The following is a 20,793-nucleotide window of genomic DNA, read 5'->3' as shown; positions in this document are numbered from 1 at the left end:
CTAAAGTTACTAGCACGATTGATGCGGACAAGTCGTCCGTACATAGGATAATGTAGCAGTCGCGTTTGTGATGAATACAGTAAAGCCTAAATGAAGGAAAAAGAGGAAGGTGTTCTGTTGTCATGTCAATTAGAATTATAGTACTGGAACCGGATGATGTATTGCATAAAGTTGCAAAAGAAGTTACTAAAATTACGCCTAATGTGCAAAAGCTGCTGGACGATATGGCAGATACGATGTATGAAGCGGAAGGAGTAGGTCTTGCTGCTCCGCAGGTAGGTATTCTGAAGCGGCTCATCGTCGTAGATGCTGGAGATGAGCATGGCTTGATTAAAATGATCAATCCGGAAATTGTGGCCGAAGAAGGGGAGCAACTGGGACCTGAAGGCTGCCTGAGTATTCCGGGGTTGAACGGGGATGTACGTCGTGCCGAGAAGGTTACAGTCAAGGGACTGGATCGCGAGGGCAAGGCTATTACCGTAACAGCGACTGGGTTGCTTTCTCGTGCTTTTCAGCATGAAATCGACCATTTAAATGGAGTATTGTTCACGGATATTGCAGAAAAAGTATATGAGGTTGCTCTGGAACAACCAGGACCGAACCGCCAGACAGGGGAGTGAGGTTCGATGAGTCAAGATATTCGTATTATCTTTATGGGAACACCCGAATTTGCAGTGCCATCGCTGAACATGTTGCTGGACAACGGATATAACGTGGTCGGTGTAATTACTCAGCCAGATAAACCACAGGGACGAAAAAAAATATTGACGCCTACACCAGTCAAGGAAGCAGCTGAGAAGCGCGGACTGCCTGTGCTGCAACCGACCCGCCTGCGGCAGCCGGAAGCGGTGGCTCAGGTGGCGGAGTTACATCCCGACCTGATCGTAACCGCAGCTTATGGGCAAATTTTGCCTAAGTCTGTATTAGACCTGCCTCGTTTCGGCTGTTTGAATGTGCATGGTTCGCTACTTCCCCGTTATCGGGGAGGGGCACCGATCCAGCGCGCAATTATTAACGGCGAAACGGTGACAGGCGTGACGCTAATGTATATGGCGGAAGGATTGGACACTGGCGACATGATATCGCGGGTTGAAGTTGCTATAGAGCCTGAGGATACGTCGGGCACCATTTTTGAGAAGCTAAGCGTAGCCGGAGCTAGACTTTTGCAGGACGAACTGCCCAAGTTGCTGGCAGGGCAATCAGACCGGACGCCGCAAAATGAGGACGAGGCGACCTATGCCCCGAACCTGACCCGTGATGATGAGCGCATTACCTGGAGTGATCATGCGCAGCAAATATACAACCGGATTCGCGGCCTGGTTCCTTTCTCCGGCGCGTTTACACTCTGGGAGAATAATGTTTTTAAAATATGGGCTGCGGAGCAGCCTTCCATAAATAATGAAGCAAGTGGCTCAAATACTCCAGCACCCGGTACGGTTCTTCAATTAACTGCTCGTGGTATTGAGGTGCAGACAGGTGAAGGCACCCTCTGGCTGACTCAGGTTCAACCGGCAGGCAAAAAGGTTATGGAAGCTGGCACCTTTGCACGCGGCGGACAGATGAAGCCCGGCATGGTGCTCGGGTGAGCGGGGGACACTCCCGTCAGGGAGACCAACGCAAGGGTGTAGGGGCCAGATCCGGCAAGACTCGTAAACAGACGGCACGGGAAGTTGCACTTGATGTGTTGATCGGTGTAGAGCAAGAGGGCGCGTATAGCAATCTCGAGCTCAATCGTCGGCTTCAGCAGGCGGGCCTATCTGCAAGTGACGCTGGTTTGACGACAGAACTTGTATACGGTACAGTCGCACGCCGAAACACTCTGGATTATTTTCTGAATAAATTTGTTCAAAAAGGAACGGCCAAGCTTCAGCCATGGGTACGTTCATTGCTGCGGATGAGCGTATATCAGCTAGTGTATCTGGATCGGGTTCCGGACCATGCAGTGGTTAGTGAAGCAGTGACCATTGCCAAGCGGCGCGGACATCAGGGGATATCCGGTATGGTCAATGGCGTGCTTCGCAGCATGCTGCGTGAGCCGGACAAGCTGCGTATTCCTAATGATTTGTCGGCAGAGGAACGGATTTCGTTGGAACATTCCCATCCACAGTGGCTAGTTAAGCGCTGGATCAAGCAATACGGTGCGGAGACAGCTGAGGCTATATGCAGGGCTAATAACGAGCCCCCTGCGGTTAGCGTACGAGTGAATACGACGATGATCAGTCGTGACCAGCTGCTGGACGAGATGGTTGCAAAAGGGATTGATGCCGTTCCTTCGTCTGTTAGCCCCTATGGGATTGTTGTTCGTAGCGGCGGAAATATGGCGCTTACCTCTTGGTATACGGATGGATTATTATCTATACAGGATGAAAGCTCCATGCTTGTTGCCGAAGCGGTCGCTCCTGAGCCCGGCATGACAGTGCTGGATTGCTGCGCGGCTCCAGGCGGCAAAACATCTCATATGGCTGAGCTGATGAAGGATCGCGGCCGGATCGTTGCGAACGATCTGCATGCCCACAAGCATCAATTAATCCGTGAGCAAGCGAATCGGCTTGGTCTGGATGCCGTGGAGACGGTTACTGGCGATGCTTTGGACTTAAAGGAACGATATGCTCCCGCTTCTTTTGATCGTATTTTGCTCGATGCGCCTTGCTCTGGCTTTGGAGTGATTCGCCGTAAACCCGATCTGCGTTGGAGCAAAACTGCAGAGGATGTGCGCGACATTACTCAACTGCAGCATGAGTTGCTGGATAATGTGGCCGGACTGTTGAAGCCGGGTGGTATTCTGGTATACAGCACTTGCACGATTGAGCCTGACGAAAATGAAGGGCAATTGGCTCGGTTTTTAAGCGAACATCCAGAGTATGAGTTGGCAAAGGATCATTCTTTTCCAGACATGAGTCACGAGAAGGACAATATGCGGAAAGGCTCGGTACAGCTATTGCCGCAGGATTTCCATAGTGACGGATTTTATATCGCGCGTCTGCGCCGGGTAAAGTAGCTCGAAAGAGAATTTCAGGTAGCTGCCCACCAGTATTTCCACAATCCGCCGGATACCTCCGGCGGTTTTTTGCATGAAGACGAAAAATTTTTACCCCCTCGGGGATTTGTGCTAAAATAGGAAGAATGAAAAATACGATCTGCGATCAAACAGAACTTAACAAAGAAGGAACGGGTGCAAATATTGATGAAACCTTTTATATATGATTTAACACTGGAAGAGCTTCAGGACTGGGCCAAAAATAATGGCGAGCCTGCCTTTCGGGGAGGACAAATTTTTGACTGGCTGTATGTAAAGCGGGTCAATAACTTCAGTGAGATGACGAATTTGTCCAAGGCGCTGCGAGAGAAGCTGGAGGAGCAATTCAGTTTTGTGACACTGCACGAAATTACAAAGCTGGAATCGAAAGATGGTACTGTTAAATTTCTGTTTGGTTTACACGATGACCATGCGATTGAGACGGTTATCATGAGACACAATTACGGAAACAGTATTTGTGTAACGACTCAAGTGGGCTGCCGGATTGGCTGCACTTTTTGTGCCTCGACGCTGGGAGGTCTCAAACGAAACCTGACGGCTGGCGAAATTACGGCACAGGTGGTGCAGGCTCAGAAAATTTTGGATAAAACGAATGAACGAGTGAGCAGCATTGTGATTATGGGCTCAGGCGAGCCCTTTGAGAATTATGACGCGACGATGACATTTTTGCGGACAATGATTCATGAGAAGGGTCTGAATATTGGTCAACGTCATATTACGGTGTCAACCAGTGGCATTGTACCGAATATTTATAAATTTGCTGACGAGGATACACAAATTAATCTGGCCATATCCATTCATGCGCCTAATGATGCGCTTCGTTCGAAGCTGATGCCTGTCAATCGGCGTTATCCTTTTAAGGATGTTATGGATTCTCTTCGTTATTATCTTGCTAAGACAGGACGAAGAATTTCGTTTGAATATGCCTTGATCGGTGGGGTAAACGACCAGGCGGAACATGCTGAAGAGCTTGCGGATGTGTTGAAGGACATGCTGTGTCACGTCAATTTGATTCCAGTCAACCATGTGCCTGAGCGTAAATATGTACGCACATCGCGCAGCGATATTTTTAATTTTCAACGTATTCTTGCCGAAAAAGGCGTCAATGTGACGATCCGGCGTGAACAGGGTCACGATATTGCCGCTGCCTGCGGCCAGTTGCGTGCAAAGCATATGGAGTTGGGGTGAAACCATTTGATCAATACAGTTCATGTCAGCCATGTCGGACGCGTGCGTTCGGTAAATGAGGATTCTGCCTGGATCAGGCACTTGGAGCAAGGTTATATTCTGGGAATTGTTGCCGATGGTATGGGAGGGCATTTGGCCGGTGATACGGCCAGCCGCCTTGCGGTAGAGACACTTGCCGCTGATTTGGCGACGCTGGAGAGCGGATTATCCGCACATTCTTTGACGGCGGCGCTCAGCGACGCTATTTTGCATGCCAATGAAGTCATCTTCCAAACGGCTGCGAGCGATGAGCAGTATCATAACATGGGGACGACAGTTGTTGCTGTTTTGCTCAACAATGCATCTGGAATTATCGGACATATTGGTGACAGTCGCGCTTATGTTATATCCAAAGGGACGGTGCGTCAGCTTACAGAAGACCATACATTAGTTAATGAGTTGTTCAAGAACGGACAGATCAGTAAGGAAGAGCGGGAGAACCATCCCCGTCGCAATGTGTTGACACGGGCATTGGGCACTGATTCCGAGGTGAAGGTGGACATCGACACCGTTACGCTGGACAAAGGCGATGTGCTATTACTATGCAGCGACGGATTAAGCAATTTGGTAACAGAGGAACAGATCAGTAAGGTAGTAGGTGCCGCGGAAAATCCTTTGGAGGAACGTGCGGATCGTTTGCTGCATCTAGCGTTGCTTGCAGGTGGAGACGATAACATTACTGTGGCTTTGTTTGAATTGCCCGACAACACGGTTTCATTGAGTGAAAAGGGGTGTGAAGCATGATCGGGCACCTGCTTGGGGGAAGATACGAAATTATTGAGCGCATCGGCGGCGGTGGTATGGCGCTGGTGTATAAGGCTCAAGACATTTTGCTGAATCGCAACGTTGCGGTTAAGGTGTTGCGTCAGCAATTTGTTCATGATGAGGAATTTATTCGCCGGTTTCGGCGCGAAGCACAGTCAGCAGCTTCGCTTTCTCATTCGAATGTGGTCAGTATTTATGATGTCGGTCAAGAAGATGAAATCCATTATATTGTAATGGAGTGCGTCGAAGGCAAAAATTTGAATGAGATTATTAAAGAACGTGCACCATTGCAAGTGGATGAAGCAGTGCGGATTGCTTCCCAGATTTGTGATGCGCTGGAACATGCTCACCAAAACCAGATTATTCACCGGGACATTAAGCCACATAATATTTTAATTGGACGTAATGGACGGGTTAAGGTTACCGACTTTGGGATTGCTCGAGCTGTTACGTCAACGACAATTACACAGACAGGTTCTGTTGTGGGTTCTGTTCATTATTTTTCACCTGAGCATGCAAAGGGTGTCGTTACTGGCGAAAAATCGGACTTATATTCTTTAGGTATTGTCTTATATCAAATGCTGACAGCACAGCTGCCTTTTCTGGGAGAAAGCCCAATTAGTGTAGCACTTAAGCATTTACAAGAGGAATTCGAGGAACCACGTAAAATTAACCCGTTGATTCCGCAAAGTGTGGAAAATGTTATTTTAAAATCAATGCGAAAAAATCCGGAGGAACGTTACCAATCGGCAGACGAAATGCTAAGAGATTTGGAAACCTGTCTGCTACCCGGACGGCGTAATGAATCCAAGTTGGAGTTTGCACATTTGGATGATGAGGACCAAACGCGAGTGATCCCGGCAATTAAGCCTCAACAATTAGGGGTGTCTTCCAGTGGTGACGATGAGCCTGTCCAACCTCGGGAGTCTGAACAGCTTCCGGGCAAGCAATCGTCCAAGAAAAGTAGAAAAAAAGCGATCTTCTGGGTAACACTAGTGTTAGTGCTGCTTTTGTGCATGGGCGGCGTGGTGTATTATGTGCAAAGTGCACTTGTCGTGCCTGAGGTGAAAGTACCAAGTGTACTGACACAAACAGAAGACCAAGCGAAGCTCATTCTAAGTAAAGCAGGCCTCGTCATTGACGAGCCAATCCAGCATGAATATAAAGAGGGGATTGCACCGGGAGTTGTTTTTTATCAAAGCTACCCTGAAGGTTCCCAAGTCAAGGAAGGCACAGAGATTAGTCTGAAGGTCGGGATTGCCAAGCCGCTCACTCCGATGCCCGATGTCAAAGGACAAAGCTACGAGAATGCTGTCAAGCTACTGACTGCCCAACAAATTAAGGAAACGCAGATTCAGCAAAATGGGCAGTTCAGTGATCAACCCGAAGGGACCGTCCTTAGCCAAACACCCGCTGCCAATGAACCATTTGATAAGGATTCGGTTCAGGTAGTGCTCACAGTCAGCAAAGGCGCTGCCACTGTTAAAATGCCGAATCTGGTGGGGATGACGCAGAGCCAAGCGGAAAATGAGGTTAAAAAAGCAGGGCTTAAGGTTGGTTCGATCAAAGAGGAATCTAGCTATGAGCAGGAAAAAGGAAAAGTAACCAAGCAATGGCCGTCAGAGGCAGGCAGTGAATTGCCCCCAAATACGGAAATTACATTTTACGTAAGTACTGGTTACCCGCCAGAGGCGATTACGTTAGCGTTTAATGTACCTGTGGCGCCGAAGGAAGAGGGCAAGAACAGTAAGATTCGTATCACTTATACAGATGCACGTGGAGAAAATCAGGAATGGGGAAGCCGTACGATTAATACGACACAGGTGTTTACTATCAACCTGCTGATGGCTCCGAATAAAGATAGTGTCGTCTCCGTATATAGAGATGGTAAGTTTGTTGATACGTATCCTGTTTCTTATATTGATGCCAAAAATGGAACGGTGACGATGCCTCAAATCGCTCCACCCGCGGGAACAACACCGGCCGATACATCTGGTGGTACTTCCTCGCAGAATGGAAATGGAAATGGAAACGGCGAGGAAGGAAACAACGGGGAATCTTCTAATGATAGTGGTAATGGTGGAGGCGACTCTAATAACCAGGAGGGCACTGAAGGCAATGGTGACCCTTCTGCCTTCGCCCCAGGAACGGATGGAGCTGCGCGCAGTGAGTTGGCGGTTAGCAAAAAAAACACCCCAGGTCATGGTCCCCACAAAAAGAAAGACAAAGTGATCGAGGCTGTGCAGCATCAGTAAACTTACGAGAGAAAGAAGCTTAACCTGTTCCACACAATGAAACTTGAACTTTATGAAGGAGGACATCTTACACATGCCTGAAGGTCTGATCGTCAAGGCGCTCAGCGGATATTATTATGTCTCCAGCCTGGATCAGGATGGGCGTCCGGTATCCGGCGAAGCTACGGTACAATGCAGAGCACGCGGTCTGTTCAAGAAAAAAGAGATTACACCTCTTGTCGGTGATCGGGTCGTTTATGAACTGACTGAAAACGGAGAAGGTATGGTCAAGGAGATTAGAAAGCGTACGACGGAGCTGATTCGCCCTCCGGTTGCTAATACCACGCTGGCCGTGCTGCTGTTTTCCCTGCGTGAGCCGGATTTAAACCTGCCCTTACTGGACAAATTTTTAGTCCATATTGAGCACGCCGGGCTGGATACAATTATCTGTCTGACCAAGCGCGATCTGTATGAAGGCGATCCTTCGGAAGATGATACGGTGCTGATGGTTCAGGAAATGTATCGGAAGATCGGTTACGAGGTGCTGGTAACTAGTGCCCGTACCGGAGAGGGGACGGCTGAGCTTAAGAAACTGTTGGCCGGTCAAATCAGCGTGTTTTCCGGTCAGTCAGGTGTAGGAAAATCCTCCATGCTTAATGCTTTGGAGCCCGGGTTAACGCTAGAGACGAGCGCCATAAGCAATAAGCTGGGACGAGGAAGACATACAACTCGCCATGTGGAGCTGATTCCTCTAGACAACGGTGGGTTTGTAGCGGATACACCAGGGTTTAGCCAACTGGATTTTTTGGAGCTGGGTGTGGAAGAGTTATCTCCTTGTTTTCGAGAATTCCAACAGTATGCGGAAGGCTGCAAATTCCGAGGTTGCACGCATATTCACGAACCTGGCTGTAAAGTAAGAGAGGCTCTGGAAGAAGGACATATTTCACAGGGAAGATATGACAGTTATCTGCAATTTTATCAGGAATTAAAAGAAAAAAAGCGGAGGTATTGAGCATATGTTAAAAATAGCACCGTCGATTTTATCCGCTGATTTTGCTAGTTTGGGCAGTGAAGTAGCAGAAGCTCAGGCAGCGGGAGCAGATTGGATTCATGTGGATGTTATGGATGGTCATTTTGTACCCAATATTACACTGGGTCCCCCTATCGTTCAGGCTATTCGGCCGCATACGAATCTCCCATTGGACGTTCACCTTATGATTGAGCACCCTGAACGTTATATTGGCGATTTCATAAAAGCAGGAGCCGATATCATCACGGTTCATGCTGAGGCCTGTGTTCATTTGCATGGTGTCATTCACTTGATCAAACAGCAAGGAGCGTTGGCGGGAGTGGCTCTCAATCCGGGAACATCACCATACGTGATCAAGGAAGTACTGCCTAATGTGGATATGATTCTAGTGATGACGGTTAATCCTGGTTTTGGCGGTCAGTCCTTCATTCCAGAAACGTTGAATAAAATCAGACAAATCCGTGCTTGGTTGAACGAATTGGGTCGTCCAGACGTACATATCGAGGTGGACGGAGGTATTGCGGAGGAGACGGCACCAGCCGTATTTGAAGCGGGTGCCAACGTATTGGTGGCAGGTAGTGCGGTATACGGCAAAGCAGACCGCGCAGCGGCTATTACGACTATTCGGAATAGTGTTGCTCATTTGTCCCAGTGAAGCTAACTGAAGCACTATGGATGACCTTAGCGAGTATACTGACGGGGCTGACCCTCAGTTGTTTCTCGCTAGTAAAGGCGCCTTGGAATGCTATTCTTTCACTTTTGGCAATTCTTATTGTCATGTTTTATTTTCGTAAAAATGAACGGCGTGGTTTGCGTATCGGTTTTGTAGTGTTCAGTGTGCTTTATTATATTCTGTTTATTTTCATACTCTCAACATATCTCTATGTACGCGGACTTGTCTGATGGTATAGCCTGGGATGGTTGTGCATAAATATGGTTACATGAGCGGGATTCTCATGTAGCCTTTTTTTGTGGGGCAACAACCCTTGATAGGTTGCATAAACTACAGAGAACGGATGCAGGAGGATGATGGGGAGGGTGAGGCATGAAGTTTTACACAATCAAGCTGCCAAAATTTCTGGGTGGATTCGTCAAAGCCATTTTGAATACATTCCAGAAGAACTGAAATCAATGTAACGCTAACACAGAATGTAGGATGAAGGTCAAAGGTACACAGAAGGCATGCTTCCCGGGCATAGCAGAATAATAGCTCGGCAGTAAACGACAGGAACGCACGGGAAGGTGCCTGACAATTTATCCTCCTGAATCAGTGGGATATTATTCGAGCAACCAAAAAAGCACCCGTTTAAAACGAGGTGCCTTTTGTTTATAACGATATTTTTTTACGACTACACGCGAGTCACTTTACCGGCTTTCAATGCACGAGTGCTGACATAAACGCGTTTCGGTTTACCGTTAACGAGAATGCGAACTTTTTGTACGTTGACGCCCCAAGTACGGCGATTACGGTTGTTAGCGTGAGATACGTGGTTACCGCTGCCAGGCTTTTTGCCTGTTACAGAACATTTACGAGACATGATTCCACCTCCTATTCTGAAAATAACCAAACTCCATATGGAATGGGTCGCTCTTCAGGCCGACTGGCTCAGCCGGACTTTATAAGTCACTAACCTGAACAAAACAATACTTAAATATAATATCATAGTCAAAAAAGCTCCGTCAACTGATTCAAAAACTTTATTTATTTCTCTTTCGCATTATAGTACAATATGGGATAGCTATTGCTGCGACTATTTTGTTTTTTAATGAAATGTGAATTTTTATTCCAGTCATGCCGGGCAGTTCAGAGGCGGGACCATAATCATCATTCCGGCCAATGATTTTTTGTTGGGCAGTTGACTGGTTTTTCATATTATATGAGCTGTGGAAAGAAACCAGGGGATGGTGCGGAAGCTTGCTGAAAGGGTGACATTCGTATTCGTCGTCTGGCTTTAGTATAATTCAATTGAACCTTGAACAAGGTGTTGTGAAAATGAATTGCAAAACAATTGTATTAAGCTAGGAAGGGGAATTCTCTTGAGTAATCGTTCTTTGAATGGAACAGACTTTACCGCGATGGTTTTAGCCGGGGCGGAACAATTACAGCAGCATGCGGAACATGTCAATTCACTAAATGTATTCCCGGTGCCAGACGGTGATACGGGAACGAATATGAATCTGACGATGCGCGCGGGCGTAACGGAATTAAAGAGGGGAGATTCTTCCTCTATCGGTGTCATGTCCGGCATATTATCCAAAGGCTTGCTGATGGGGGCCCGCGGCAATTCAGGGGTTATCCTGTCTCAGTTGTTCCGTGGCTTCAGCCGTTACGCTGCCCCATACGAGGAATTGAATACCCTTCAGTTCGCATCGGCATTGCAGAGCGGGGTGGATGCGGCCTACAAGGCGGTGGTTAAGCCGGTGGAGGGTACAATTCTTACCGTGGCGAAGGAAGCAGCCAGACATGCTGTGTTTTTCTCGCGCCGGACGAACGACATCACAGAACTGATGGAAGAAGTGCTTGCCAAAGCAAAGGAAACGCTTGCCATGACGCAGGACATGCTCCCTGTACTGAAGCAAGTAGGAGTTGTAGACTCGGGTGGGCAAGGGCTTGTGTATATTTATGAAGGGTTTATGCAGCATCTGGGAAGCGGATTGGTAACCGCTCCAACTTCTAAAGGCAATAATGTACGTCCTACTTTTACTCCTTATGTGTCGGAGAGACCTACTGGTGCGCCGATTGCTCCTTCTCCAGATGCGCCTATTTCTGCGCAGGCGAAGCTCGAAACGGATAATATTGAGTTTTTGTATGATATGGAGTTTTTTATTAATCGACAATTGGGCGAAGCGCAAGGTACGAATTTTGATGAGGAAGTTTTCCGGAAAGCGTTGTCAGTAGATGGTGATTCGATTATCGTTATTTCGGACGATGATGTCATCAAGGTACATGTGCATTCTAAGGCTCCGGGTGAAGTATTGAATCTTGCGCTGCGTTACGGAGAAATTACTCAGATTCGAATTTTGAATATGCGTGAACAGCATCGTGATTTGTTGTCTGCGGGCATGGATGGTGCTCCTGAGCCTGAGTGGTTTGCTGAAATACCAGCAGAGCCTGCACGTGAGGAGGAGCCTTCTGAGCCTCCAGCTCATGAACTGGCCCCCTTTGGCTTTATAGCTGTGGCTCCTGGTGAAGGGATTGCTGATATTTTCAGAAGCTTGGGTGTTGATGTTGTCCTTTCTGGTGGTCAGACCATGAATCCAAGCACAGAGGACTTCGTTAATGCGGCCCGCTCGATTGCGGCTCAACATATTTTTATTCTGCCGAATAATTCCAATATAATCTTGGCGGCTGAACAAGCGCGTGAATTGCTAGAAGTGGAACGTTTGGTGTCGGTGATTCCGAGCAAAACAATCCCACAAGGCATTGCAGCTGCATTTGCCTTCCAAGAGGAAGAAGCCTTTGAGGTCAATCAAGATAATATGCGGGATGCGGTCACCCGTGTGAAGTCTGGACAAGTGACCTATGCGGTACGGGATACGACACTTGATGATCTGCATATTACGGCTGGCCACTATATTGGTATTCAGGATTCTAAAATTGTGGCGACCGAGGAGCAATTAATGGCAACTGCTCGTCTTTTGCTGGCGAAAATGTTGGTGAACGGCGATGAAATTGTTACGATTCTTACAGGATCGGACGCAAAACAAGAAGAGACAGACCAGCTTGTTGTGTGGCTTGAAGAAAATTATTCGGATGTTGAAGTGGAAGTCCATGAAGGTGGTCAGCCGATTTATCCTTATCTGTTCTCCGTGGAAACCTGATGAGGTGTAGTGCAGCCATAGTAGCCCACTACAAAAGGAGGACTGACCGATGAGCAGTACTATCATTTTGACGGACAGCACAGCTGATATTCCACAGGAATTAGTAGACCGTCTCGGTATAGTTGTCGTACCGCTGACGGTGATGTTCGGCAGCACAGCTTATCTGGACGGCATTGAGATGTCAGCTGCGCAGTTTTACAGTGAGTTGGTACGGGCTGATGAGCTGCCTACGACGTCACAGCCATCACCCGCCCGCTTTTTGGAGACGTATAGGACGTTGTTGGAGCAATATCCCGAGAGCCAGATTGTCTCTATCCATTTATCTTCGGGTGTGAGCGGAACGTATCAATCCGCCCTGCTGGGCAAGTCCATGTTGGAGAAACATGAAGATAGAGTGACCGTTGTGGATTCCAAGTCGGCCTCATATGGATATGGTATGCTCGTGGTTTATGCCGCAGAGCTGGCGGTTGCCGGGCAATCTCCAGCTGATATTGTTCAGGCTGTTAAACGTCTCGGGGAACGCCGTTGTTTGTATTTCCTGGTGGATACACTGGAATACTTGCAAAAAGGTGGACGAATTGGCAAGGCAGCGGCTATGGTTGGTACGTTGCTTAACATTAAGCCGATTCTTTCAATTGACAAAGAAGGCATTATTTATTCGGCTGATAAGGCGAGAGGGAATAAAAAAGCGACAGCGCGAATTATTGAACTACTGGAGCGGGATTTAAAAGGCCAAAAAATTAATATTGCTGTGGGTCATACAGCAGATCGCTCGACGGCAGAAGCGTTCGTCGCTCAGCTGGCAGAGCATTTTGAACTGGGAGATCAAATATATACTGAACTTGGTGCCGTGATCGGAACTCATGTGGGACCAGGAACGATTGGTATTTTTGCATGGCCGGCTGGAGATGAGAGATAATATGCTGCAATTGGATCAAATACCTTTAAAACAAATACACGGCGTGAGTGCTCTCAAAGAAGGAGAGCTTCACGCTTTTGGCATTTCTAATGTGCAAGACATGCTGGAATACTATCCGTTTCGGTATGAAGATTACCGACTGCGCTCGCTAAGCGAAGTGAAGGACGGAGATAAGGTTACAGTACAGGCAAAAATCATGGGCATTCCGGTGCTTCAACGTTATGGGCGCAAATCAAGGTTGACTTGTAAATTGATGGCTGAGGACTGGATGTTTACTGCAACATGGTTTAATCGGCATTTTCTAAAGGATCAGCTAACATCAGGCCGTGAAATTGTGGTGACGGGGAAATGGGATCTTAAGCGAATGCAGATGACTGTTGCAGACTCTGAGTTCCCTGATAAAGGAGTGGCCCGTTCGGGAACACTTCAACCAGTGTACTCTATAGGGGGCAAGATTACGCAGAGCTGGATGCGAAAAACAATGAATCAGACGCTCCAGCAGTTTGGTCAAATGATTCCCGAGATATTGCCGGATCAGCTGGTACGAAAGTATAGTATGATGCCGCGCAAGCAGGCGATTGCAGGCATACACCAACCTCAGGACAATCGAGAGGGACAAGAGGCACGGGGACGGATGGTGTATGAGGAACTATTTTTATTTCAGTTGAAAATGCAGGCATTCCGGGCGTTAAATCACGGTCGAGCGGACGGGGTGGTGCATACGGTGGATAACGCCACGATTCGTGAATTTGTGAGGGCTTTGCCCTTTGAGTTAACGGATGCACAAAAGAAGGTTGAGCTTGAAATACTCCATGATCTACGCTCGCCTTATTGCATGAACCGTCTGCTCCAAGGGGATGTGGGATCGGGGAAAACAGTGGTTGCCGCCATCGGTTTATTTGCAACAGTACGTTCCGGTTTTCAGGGAGCACTGATGGTGCCAACCGAAATTTTGGCCGAGCAGCATATGCGGTCGCTTCAAAAGCTGTTTGAACCCTTTGGGATCAGCGTGGGCTTACTGACAGGAAGTACAACGGGGAAGAAGCGTAAGGAGTTGCTTGCCGCTCTTCAGATGGGTCTGCTGGACATTGTGGTGGGCACGCATGCTCTTATTCAGGAGGATGTGTATTTCCGCCAGCTTGGACTAGTTGTAACGGATGAACAGCATAGATTCGGGGTAAATCAGCGTAGTGTATTGCGCCGCAAGGGTTACAATCCGGATGTACTGACCATGACAGCCACACCGATCCCGCGTACGCTGGCGATTACTGCTTTTGGTGATATGGATGTTTCTACGATATCAGAGCGTCCCAAAGGACGTATTCCGATTTCTACGTATTGGGTGAAGCACGAGCTGATGGATCGAGTGCTCGGTTTTATTTCCCGAGAGGTAGATCAGGGACGGCAGGCTTATCTGATTTGTCCGTTGATTGAAGAGTCGGAGAAGCTGGATGTACAGAATGCCATCGATCTGCATATTCAAATGCAGCAGGCCTTTCCACATTATCGTGTTGGGCTACTGCATGGGCGAATGACGCCTGCAGAAAAGGAAGAAGTTATGCGTTCTTTCTATGCAAACGAGGTTCAGTTACTCGTTTCAACCACGGTTGTAGAGGTGGGGGTAGATGTGCCCAACGCGACACTAATGGTTATTATGGATGCAGATCGCTTTGGGTTGTCCCAGTTACATCAGTTACGTGGACGTGTCGGACGGGGCGCACATGCCTCGTACTGTGTACTGATCGCTGATCCTAAGTCGGAGGTAGGTCAGGAGCGGATGAAGGTTATGACCGATACAGATGACGGTTTTGAGGTTGCTAGACGCGATCTGGATTTGAGAGGGCCGGGGGATTTTTTTGGCACCAAGCAGAGCGGGTTGCCCGAGTTTCGGTTAGCAGATATGGTAGCGGATTTTGAGGTGCTGGAAAAGGCACGTGAGGATGCAACAGATCTGATCAAGGACTCCTCTTTTTGGACATCTCCGCAATATGAAGCGCTTCGCGGTTATTTGCAAAAAGAGCAGATTTTTCAGGGAGATCTGATCGACTGACCTATCATGAATGATGAGGAATTTTAAACGTTTTTAACAGATAGGCACAATGGACAGGCTGGCCGTCATATATTTGGGAATGACCGAATGATATGGGAGGTGTGGCGACATTGAGCTATCAGCAATATGGAATTAGTCCGCAACTGGTGGAACGGATTAAGCTGAAAATGAAAAATCGTGCGCTCAAGGAGCGGGTTAAGCAGCAGATCGAGGGTGTGACCAAGGCGGATCTGCAGAACAAAGCCAAAGTACGTCATCTTGTGAAGTCCACTTCTGCTATTTTAAACGAACGATTGACGGCTGCACAGGAGGAGCAACTGGTCGCCTTCGTATTGGCACAAAAAATTGATCCGTCCAATACGTTCCATCTGATCAAGCTGTGGGGAATGTTCCGTTGATTGCTGTTTGTGGGGGGGCTCAAGGCGCTCCCCATGTATTTTGTGAAGCACAGATAAAAAAGGATTGCCTGATTTAGGCGATCCTTTTTTGTTTAGATTTGTATTTCATTCCCCGGGCAATAGCCTGTGAGCTTAATACAGGACTTTATTTATCATGATTGAAATCTTGATAGATGTTTCAGGGTCTGGCCAGCATGGTCTAGATACTCAATCACTTTGCCGCCCTCACCTTATCCGAAGAACTAGAATCCAGCTATTGTAAGGAGGGTTCAGCTTGTTCCCGTCTTGCCCGAACTTCCTGGACAATTTTACTGTTCATTGTTTCTGTCAGCTCATAATTCTTCATTGGACCTACGGCGAGGAATGTCAGAATACCCGGTATAATTGTAAATAGTAGCGAGAGCCAAGTAAGGGTTGTATTTGTTTGGACTATATTAGGCTGATAACCCGCCAACGCCAGCGCATAACCACCTACGGCGCTGCCGATTGCAGCCGCCAATTTGGCCCGAAAAACGTTAGCAGAGAAAACCATCCCCTCTGATCTGTTTCCTGTTTTCCACTCTCCATAATCGACGCAATCTGCTAGCATTGTGGACATCACTACGTAGTTCAGTCCCACGCCAAAAGAAATGATACAGCTGAGAATAAAGACAAGACTAATCGAGTTACCACAGAAATAGAGAGCTACCATGGATATGGAGGTGATTAGCACCCCTGCTATGCTCGTGCTCTTTTTGCCGATCCACTTGGCAGTGAACGGAACTGCGACGTTGCCTGCGATTTGAAAGCCCACAGTTAGCCCCTTAAACAATGGAATGAATGCTTCGGCACCTAGGTTATATTTAAAATAATACAGAGTAAATGCATTACGGATGTTGGCGGTCATTTCGATAATAAAAAACGAGATAATCAACAACCGCAATGGTCGGTTTTCAAAGAAGAATAGGCGGAGTACCCCTTTTAACGTTTGTTTTTCATGTCGAGGCACTACGTATCTCTCTTTTACGCCAAACACTGTAAACATCATGCAGACGAAGAATAGGCCACAGAGTACAGCAACCGCTCCAGCCCATCCGTTGAAGAAATAGACGAGGGGAAGCGCTACGACATTGACGGTCCACAAGCCGGCACTTGCAACCGTACGAGGAACAGTCACGACTTTGGTTCGTTCTGCAGCATCTTTGGTTATAGCGGCGGACAGTGACCAATACGGAATATCCAATATAGAATAGCTAATGCTCCAAGCGATATAGGTAACATAGGCATAAACCAGCTTTCCGGCGGAAGAAAGGTCCGGACTGAGGAAGAGCGCCAAGGTGGTCAGTGTTACCAAGAAAGCACCGATGAACATGTAAGGCCTAAATTTCCCCCAACGCGTATTCGTGTTGTCGACTGCGATGCCGATAAAGATGTCAACTACCGCGTCAATCACCCGTGCCACCATCAGCAAAGTCCCGACTGCAAGCGCATTCAACCCAAAGCTGTCAGTATAGAAAAACATGAGATAAACGGCGGTTAAATTGTAAATAACATTCATCCCATAACTACTCAGTGAGTAAGAGATTAGTGTTTTTAAACTGACTTTGTCGCTATTTTTTGCAGATGCAGAAGTAAGCATGTTTTAACCCCTTTCAAAAATTGACGATCATAACAGGCTGTTATGATGTATTGTCATGGAAGGTTGTAAGCGTTATCTTGTGATACAGAATAACAAAAGCTGTAGCAGGAGTACATGATTTTTCTAAAGCAAAAGATAGCAAAAACAAAGATTGTTACAAATATTTATAGATTAAGGTTCCATTTTAGGTCTTATGATATGCTTCTTAATTTATGCTATATTTGTTATGAAGGCACCGCCCCTTGGTTAACTATAAAATTCTGAAGCATGGAGGTTAGGGATGGGTGACAATATGATTCAATTTGTAGACACACGTACCAGTTCAAAACATAAAAATATTACAGATTTAATTTTGTATAATTGTGGCTCGGAGCCTTGTTCTCCCAACCAGGATTTCGGACCTATCGCCAGGGATTTCAATCTTATTCACTTTGTATTAAAGGGTAGAGGCAAGCTGATTTTAGATCAGGAAACATACAACATAGAGAAGGGACAGGCTTTTTTAATCCCTGCCAATAAGGCTGCTTATTATCAAGCTGATGAGCACGAGCCATGGGAGTATAGCTGGGTAGGTTTTATGGGGATTAAATCTGAGATGTATTTGCAAAATATCTCTCTTGTTCAGGATAATCCGTATGTGGTAAGTATCGAAGACATCACTTTTTTTCATTCGACTATTCTTGAAATGCTTCGTATAGGGAATAACACACTTTCTTCATCTTTGGCTATTCAGGGCTATTTGTGCCATATTCTCGCCAAGCTGGTGCATGAAACAGGTGAAACGATGCCTGTGAAAGAAGAGCTTCCCTATTCAGTTCAAGCTATTAACTACATGGAGAAAAACTATAACGGGGGCATTCAAATCAGTGAGGTGGCAGAGTATCTCGGGCTTCACCCTAATTACTTGACCTCTGTTTTTAAACAGGAAATAGGCGAAACACCAAAGCAGTATTTAATGAACATTCGGCTTAAAAAGGCATGCGAGCTATTACAGGATACCAGTTACTCTATTCAAGTAATCTCCAATTCTGTCGGTTACTCGGATCAACTGACCTTTTCGCGGGCATTTAAAAATATGATGGGCATATCTCCCAGCGCTTATCGCGAGAAAATTCTTTGATTTTGCTATATATATCTTATAAAAATACTGGTGCTTGGGGTAGGGGTATTTTGATATCGTAAAGATGTTGGTTTTTCCTGTATGGTATTTTAAAGGATTGCACGGAAGCACTCACTTTACGAGAGGGGAAATGCATGTGGATACACTCATTGCCTTTATTCCAGCCATAGGCTGGGGATTCATGCCGATTCTAGCACAAATGACAAAAGCTAATCCTCGCGAGCAACTGACGGGGACGGTCATCGGTGCCGTATTGTTCGCATTGTGCCTGTATTCGTACTCACCTGTTAGCTTGAAAATCACACCATTTATTGTGAGCTTTGTCTCCGGTGTGTTTTGGTCTATAGGACAGCTGCTTCAATTTCAAGCTTTCCAGAAAGTAAGCGTTTCAACGGCTATTCCTGTTATTTGCGGGCTGCAACTCATGGGAACGACGCTTTTTGCAGCACTAATCCTGGGCGAATGGACAACCGGATACCAAATTGGTATTGGATTAGCAGCGCTTATATTTATTTTGTCTGGAATCTTGCTGACGAGTTACCAGGGGAGATCAAGTGGTTTGTCCAAGCCTATGCCCCTTCACATTTTTGTCATGTTGGTTTGTTCGGCTATAGCCTTAACGCTGTATGTTATTATTAATCAAATCTTTCATGTTTCCGGTTTGTCGGTTATCTTGCCGCAATCACTTGGCATGCTGTGTTCAGCACTTTTAATGAACTGTAAGGGTGGGCAGAAGCTCCATCTGGTCCAGGTGCTGCGCAATTTGTCTACGGGTTTGTCGTGGAGCGTGGCGAATTTGGCGCTATTTATTTCGAATGGGCTTATTGGGGTCGCGGCCAGTTTTCCGATCTCTCAGGCGAGTATCGCCATCTCCTGCGTTGGCAGTATTCTAATTTTCAGGGAAAAGAAAAGTTCCCGAGAATGGCTTCGCCTACTGGCCGGCATTACGATAATAATGGTCGGAGTGGGATTGATTAGCCTGGTCAAGCTCTAAGAATATACAGAAGTAGGAGCTGCATGTGCAGTACGGCTACGGGTGTTCAGGATATATAATTGATGCTGTTGGGTTTGGGTGATTTAAGTCGAAAGCTGGGAAATTGATTATCTTACTTGTAATGACCTCCAATCTTCCTAGATCTTTCTAGAGCCTGGCCGACATGGGTGAGGGAGGAGGCTCTTACAATCGCCGCATTGCCGTAACGCTCCTTAATACTGTCAGTGACTTTTTCCAGGGAGCGTGCCCGTGTCTCGTCCTCAAAAAAGGACACCTGATACGTTTCCGCATCCATCAGACTGCTTAGGCTAACGCCCAACCGCCTTACCGGCATGCGGCCCCAAAATTTATAGAAAATTTCCTTGACGGCTTTATAAATTTTGTTCGTGTTGTTAGTTGGATCAGGCAGTTTCATTTGGCGCGAAAATCCGGTCGGCGATTCAAATGGGCTGCACATGCAACTGACGGTAACGACATCCCCCATATACCCTTTGCGCCGGCTGTCCCGACATACTTCCTCAGTGAGTTCGAGCAGAACGGTTTCCACTTCCGAAGGCCGGAGATAGTCTCTGGGAAGGGTCATCATATGGCCAATGGATTTGGGAGGTGTCTCAAATGTTTCCGGCTTCACGGGACTGTGATCAATCCCGTTTGCGGTTCGCCATAACACCTCTGCCTGAATGTTGGACTGTTTGCCGAAATGAGACCGGAATCTATCTTGAAGTCGGGGTAAGGGAGTTCGTGCAATGTCCCCAATGGTGTATAGTCCAAGCCTCTCCAAATGCCGTTCCATACGCGAACCGATGCCGAACATAAGACGTACTGGTTGAGGCCACAGCAAGGTTGCAATGTCGGACGCAGGCAGCAAGAAAATGCCGCTGTCATTTTTTTTAGCCCATATATCTGTTGCTGTTTTAGCCAGCATTTTATTAGGACCCATACCAATGCGAATCCATACTCCTGTTTGTGCCAGCACTTTCTGCTGAATTTCACTTGCAATACTCACCGGATCTCCGAACAGGGAGAGACTTCCGCTCATATCCAGAAACTGTTCATCAATGCTGAAAACCTCAACCAAATCCGTATATTCATTATAAATTTCTGTTATTTTTAATGAGACATCGATATAATGCTGCATGCGCGGGCGTACAATGATAAGGTCAGGACATTTTTTCACAGCTTCCCCCAGACGTTCTGCAGTGGATATACCAAGTTTTTTTGCCAGCGGACACGCAGCTAAAATAATGCCTGAACGAAGTGCAGGGTCACCGGCCACAACAAGCGGCTTATGTTGGTATGTGGGATTATCCGCTTTTTCGACGCTGGTATAAAAGCTTTGGCAGTCCGCTAGAAATATGGTTCTACTTCCACGCTCCTTCAAAACGTTGACCTCCTCTTCTGATATGTAACTGATCATATTCCCAAAATATTATTGAACGTATACTCTTATAGTAGTATTATATACAGAACAAGTGTTCCTAATACAAATGTATTTTTTGGAACATTACAGTTTACGGGAAACCTAGCATGGCGTATCATATTATCTTGAGCAAAAACAAGTGGAAATGAATGAATATTG

At 46.8% G+C, this 20,793-nt stretch carries 18 protein-coding genes; 15 read left to right on the top strand and 3 right to left on the bottom strand.

Annotation, left to right across the window (positions count from 1 at the left end; translation table 11 throughout):
• The first annotated feature begins 122 nt into the window (after window positions 1-122).
• The 9 genes from def (at window position 123) to spoVM (ending at window position 9,419) form a co-directional block, all read left to right on the top strand.
• Entirely contained in the window at window positions 123-620 is a 498-nt protein-coding gene (gene def / locus FKV70_RS06665) for a peptide deformylase (protein WP_063213624.1), read from the top strand.
• Between the two features lie 6 nt (window positions 621-626).
• Window positions 627-1,586, top strand: coding sequence for a methionyl-tRNA formyltransferase (gene fmt / locus FKV70_RS06660; RefSeq protein WP_063213623.1), 960 nt, complete (start codon window positions 627-629; stop codon window positions 1,584-1,586).
• Window positions 1,583-2,998: a 16S rRNA (cytosine(967)-C(5))-methyltransferase RsmB gene (gene rsmB, locus FKV70_RS06655; RefSeq protein ID WP_142612180.1), complete on the top strand. Its 1,416-nt coding sequence runs from the start codon at window positions 1,583-1,585 to the stop codon at window positions 2,996-2,998. Before fmt ends, rsmB begins: the two co-directional genes overlap by 4 nt.
• A 186-nt stretch (window positions 2,999-3,184) precedes the next feature.
• Window positions 3,185-4,225: a dual-specificity RNA methyltransferase RlmN gene (rlmN, locus tag FKV70_RS06650; RefSeq protein ID WP_063213707.1), complete on the top strand. Its 1,041-nt coding sequence runs from the start codon at window positions 3,185-3,187 to the stop codon at window positions 4,223-4,225.
• 6 nt (window positions 4,226-4,231) lie between these two features.
• Window positions 4,232-5,008, top strand: a complete 777-nt coding sequence (locus FKV70_RS06645) for a Stp1/IreP family PP2C-type Ser/Thr phosphatase (protein ID WP_063213621.1) — start codon at window positions 4,232-4,234, stop codon at window positions 5,006-5,008.
• A complete protein-coding gene (gene pknB / locus FKV70_RS06640) occupies window positions 5,005-7,284 on the top strand; it encodes a Stk1 family PASTA domain-containing Ser/Thr kinase (RefSeq protein WP_064796313.1) in 2,280 nt (759 codons plus the stop codon). Before FKV70_RS06645 ends, pknB begins: the two co-directional genes overlap by 4 nt.
• A 73-nt stretch (window positions 7,285-7,357) precedes the next feature.
• Window positions 7,358-8,275 (top strand): ribosome small subunit-dependent GTPase A, encoded by a 918-nt coding sequence (rsgA, locus tag FKV70_RS06635; protein ID WP_063213619.1) that lies wholly within the window; start codon window positions 7,358-7,360, stop codon window positions 8,273-8,275.
• 4 nt (window positions 8,276-8,279) lie between these two features.
• Window positions 8,280-8,948: a ribulose-phosphate 3-epimerase gene (rpe, locus tag FKV70_RS06630; RefSeq protein ID WP_063213618.1), complete on the top strand. Its 669-nt coding sequence runs from the start codon at window positions 8,280-8,282 to the stop codon at window positions 8,946-8,948.
• Between the two features lie 390 nt (window positions 8,949-9,338).
• Complete coding sequence (gene spoVM, locus FKV70_RS06620; RefSeq protein ID WP_010345573.1) at window positions 9,339-9,419, top strand: stage V sporulation protein SpoVM; 81 nt, start codon at window positions 9,339-9,341, stop codon at window positions 9,417-9,419.
• A 223-nt stretch (window positions 9,420-9,642) separates the two neighbouring features.
• Here spoVM and rpmB read toward each other — a convergent pair whose 3' ends face one another.
• A complete protein-coding gene (gene rpmB / locus FKV70_RS06615) occupies window positions 9,643-9,831 on the bottom strand; it encodes a 50S ribosomal protein L28 (protein WP_013310881.1) in 189 nt (62 codons plus the stop codon).
• A 499-nt stretch (window positions 9,832-10,330) separates the two neighbouring features.
• On the opposite strand from rpmB, the gene FKV70_RS06610 reads away from it, so the two are divergent.
• The 4 genes from FKV70_RS06610 (at window position 10,331) to FKV70_RS06595 (ending at window position 15,482) form a co-directional block, all read left to right on the top strand.
• On the top strand, window positions 10,331-12,115 hold the full coding sequence (locus FKV70_RS06610) for a DAK2 domain-containing protein (protein ID WP_142612178.1): 1,785 nt from the start codon (window positions 10,331-10,333) through the stop codon (window positions 12,113-12,115).
• Window positions 12,116-12,164: 49 nt separating this feature from the next.
• Window positions 12,165-13,034 (top strand): DegV family protein, encoded by an 870-nt coding sequence (locus FKV70_RS06605; RefSeq protein WP_142612177.1) that lies wholly within the window; start codon window positions 12,165-12,167, stop codon window positions 13,032-13,034.
• Between the two features lies 1 nt (window position 13,035).
• Window positions 13,036-15,084: an ATP-dependent DNA helicase RecG gene (recG, locus tag FKV70_RS06600; RefSeq protein WP_142612176.1), complete on the top strand. Its 2,049-nt coding sequence runs from the start codon at window positions 13,036-13,038 to the stop codon at window positions 15,082-15,084.
• A gap of 110 nt (window positions 15,085-15,194) precedes the next feature.
• A complete protein-coding gene (locus FKV70_RS06595; protein WP_063213614.1) occupies window positions 15,195-15,482 on the top strand; it encodes a stage VI sporulation protein F in 288 nt (95 codons plus the stop codon).
• A gap of 253 nt (window positions 15,483-15,735) precedes the next feature.
• Here FKV70_RS06595 and FKV70_RS06590 read toward each other — a convergent pair whose 3' ends face one another.
• On the bottom strand, window positions 15,736-17,100 hold the full coding sequence (locus tag FKV70_RS06590) for a glycoside-pentoside-hexuronide (GPH):cation symporter (protein ID WP_142612175.1): 1,365 nt from the start codon (window positions 17,098-17,100) through the stop codon (window positions 15,736-15,738).
• Between the two features lie 280 nt (window positions 17,101-17,380).
• Here FKV70_RS06590 and FKV70_RS06585 point away from each other — a divergent pair, with 280 nt between their 5' ends.
• Both FKV70_RS06585 and FKV70_RS06580 read left to right on the top strand, forming a co-directional pair.
• Window positions 17,381-18,220 (top strand): AraC family transcriptional regulator, encoded by an 840-nt coding sequence (locus FKV70_RS06585; protein ID WP_142612174.1) that lies wholly within the window; start codon window positions 17,381-17,383, stop codon window positions 18,218-18,220.
• A 136-nt stretch (window positions 18,221-18,356) separates the two neighbouring features.
• Window positions 18,357-19,214 carry a GRP family sugar transporter gene (locus FKV70_RS06580; protein ID WP_142612173.1) on the top strand — a complete coding sequence of 286 codons (858 nt, stop codon included), beginning with the start codon at window positions 18,357-18,359 and terminating at the stop codon, window positions 19,212-19,214.
• Window positions 19,215-19,326: 112 nt separating this feature from the next.
• On the opposite strand, the gene FKV70_RS06575 is transcribed toward FKV70_RS06580, so the two are convergent.
• Window positions 19,327-20,631, bottom strand: a complete 1,305-nt coding sequence (locus FKV70_RS06575; RefSeq protein WP_142612172.1) for a DNA polymerase IV — start codon at window positions 20,629-20,631, stop codon at window positions 19,327-19,329.
• Between the last annotated feature and the right edge of the window lie 162 nt (window positions 20,632-20,793).

The sequence above is a fragment of the Paenibacillus ottowii genome (genome assembly GCF_006874425.1).
GTDB lineage: Bacteria > Bacillota > Bacilli > Paenibacillales > Paenibacillaceae > Paenibacillus > Paenibacillus ottowii.
Note: the sequence above shows the minus strand (reverse complement) of the source record. Positions and strands in the feature narration are given on the sequence as shown.

Bases quoted from the DNA above. Each gene is read 5' to 3' on its own strand.
- def (WP_063213624.1), top strand. From the start codon at position 123: ATGTCAATTAGAATTATAGTACTGGAACCGGATGATGTATTGCATAAA.
- fmt (WP_063213623.1), top strand. From the start codon at position 627: ATGAGTCAAGATATTCGTATTATCTTTATGGGAACACCCGAATTTGCA.
- rlmN (WP_063213707.1), top strand. From the start codon at position 3,185: ATGAAACCTTTTATATATGATTTAACACTGGAAGAGCTTCAGGACTGG.
- pknB (WP_064796313.1), top strand. From the start codon at position 5,005: ATGATCGGGCACCTGCTTGGGGGAAGATACGAAATTATTGAGCGCATC.
- rsgA (WP_063213619.1), top strand. From the start codon at position 7,358: ATGCCTGAAGGTCTGATCGTCAAGGCGCTCAGCGGATATTATTATGTC.
- rpe (WP_063213618.1), top strand. From the start codon at position 8,280: ATGTTAAAAATAGCACCGTCGATTTTATCCGCTGATTTTGCTAGTTTG.
- spoVM (WP_010345573.1), top strand. From the start codon at position 9,339: ATGAAGTTTTACACAATCAAGCTGCCAAAATTTCTGGGTGGATTCGTC.
- rpmB (WP_013310881.1), bottom strand. From the start codon at position 9,831: ATGTCTCGTAAATGTTCTGTAACAGGCAAAAAGCCTGGCAGCGGTAAC.
- FKV70_RS06605 (WP_142612177.1), top strand. From the start codon at position 12,165: ATGAGCAGTACTATCATTTTGACGGACAGCACAGCTGATATTCCACAG.
- recG (WP_142612176.1), top strand. From the start codon at position 13,036: ATGCTGCAATTGGATCAAATACCTTTAAAACAAATACACGGCGTGAGT.
- FKV70_RS06590 (WP_142612175.1), bottom strand. From the start codon at position 17,100: ATGCTTACTTCTGCATCTGCAAAAAATAGCGACAAAGTCAGTTTAAAA.
- FKV70_RS06585 (WP_142612174.1), top strand. From the start codon at position 17,381: ATGGGTGACAATATGATTCAATTTGTAGACACACGTACCAGTTCAAAA.
- FKV70_RS06575 (WP_142612172.1), bottom strand. From the start codon at position 20,631: ATGATCAGTTACATATCAGAAGAGGAGGTCAACGTTTTGAAGGAGCGT.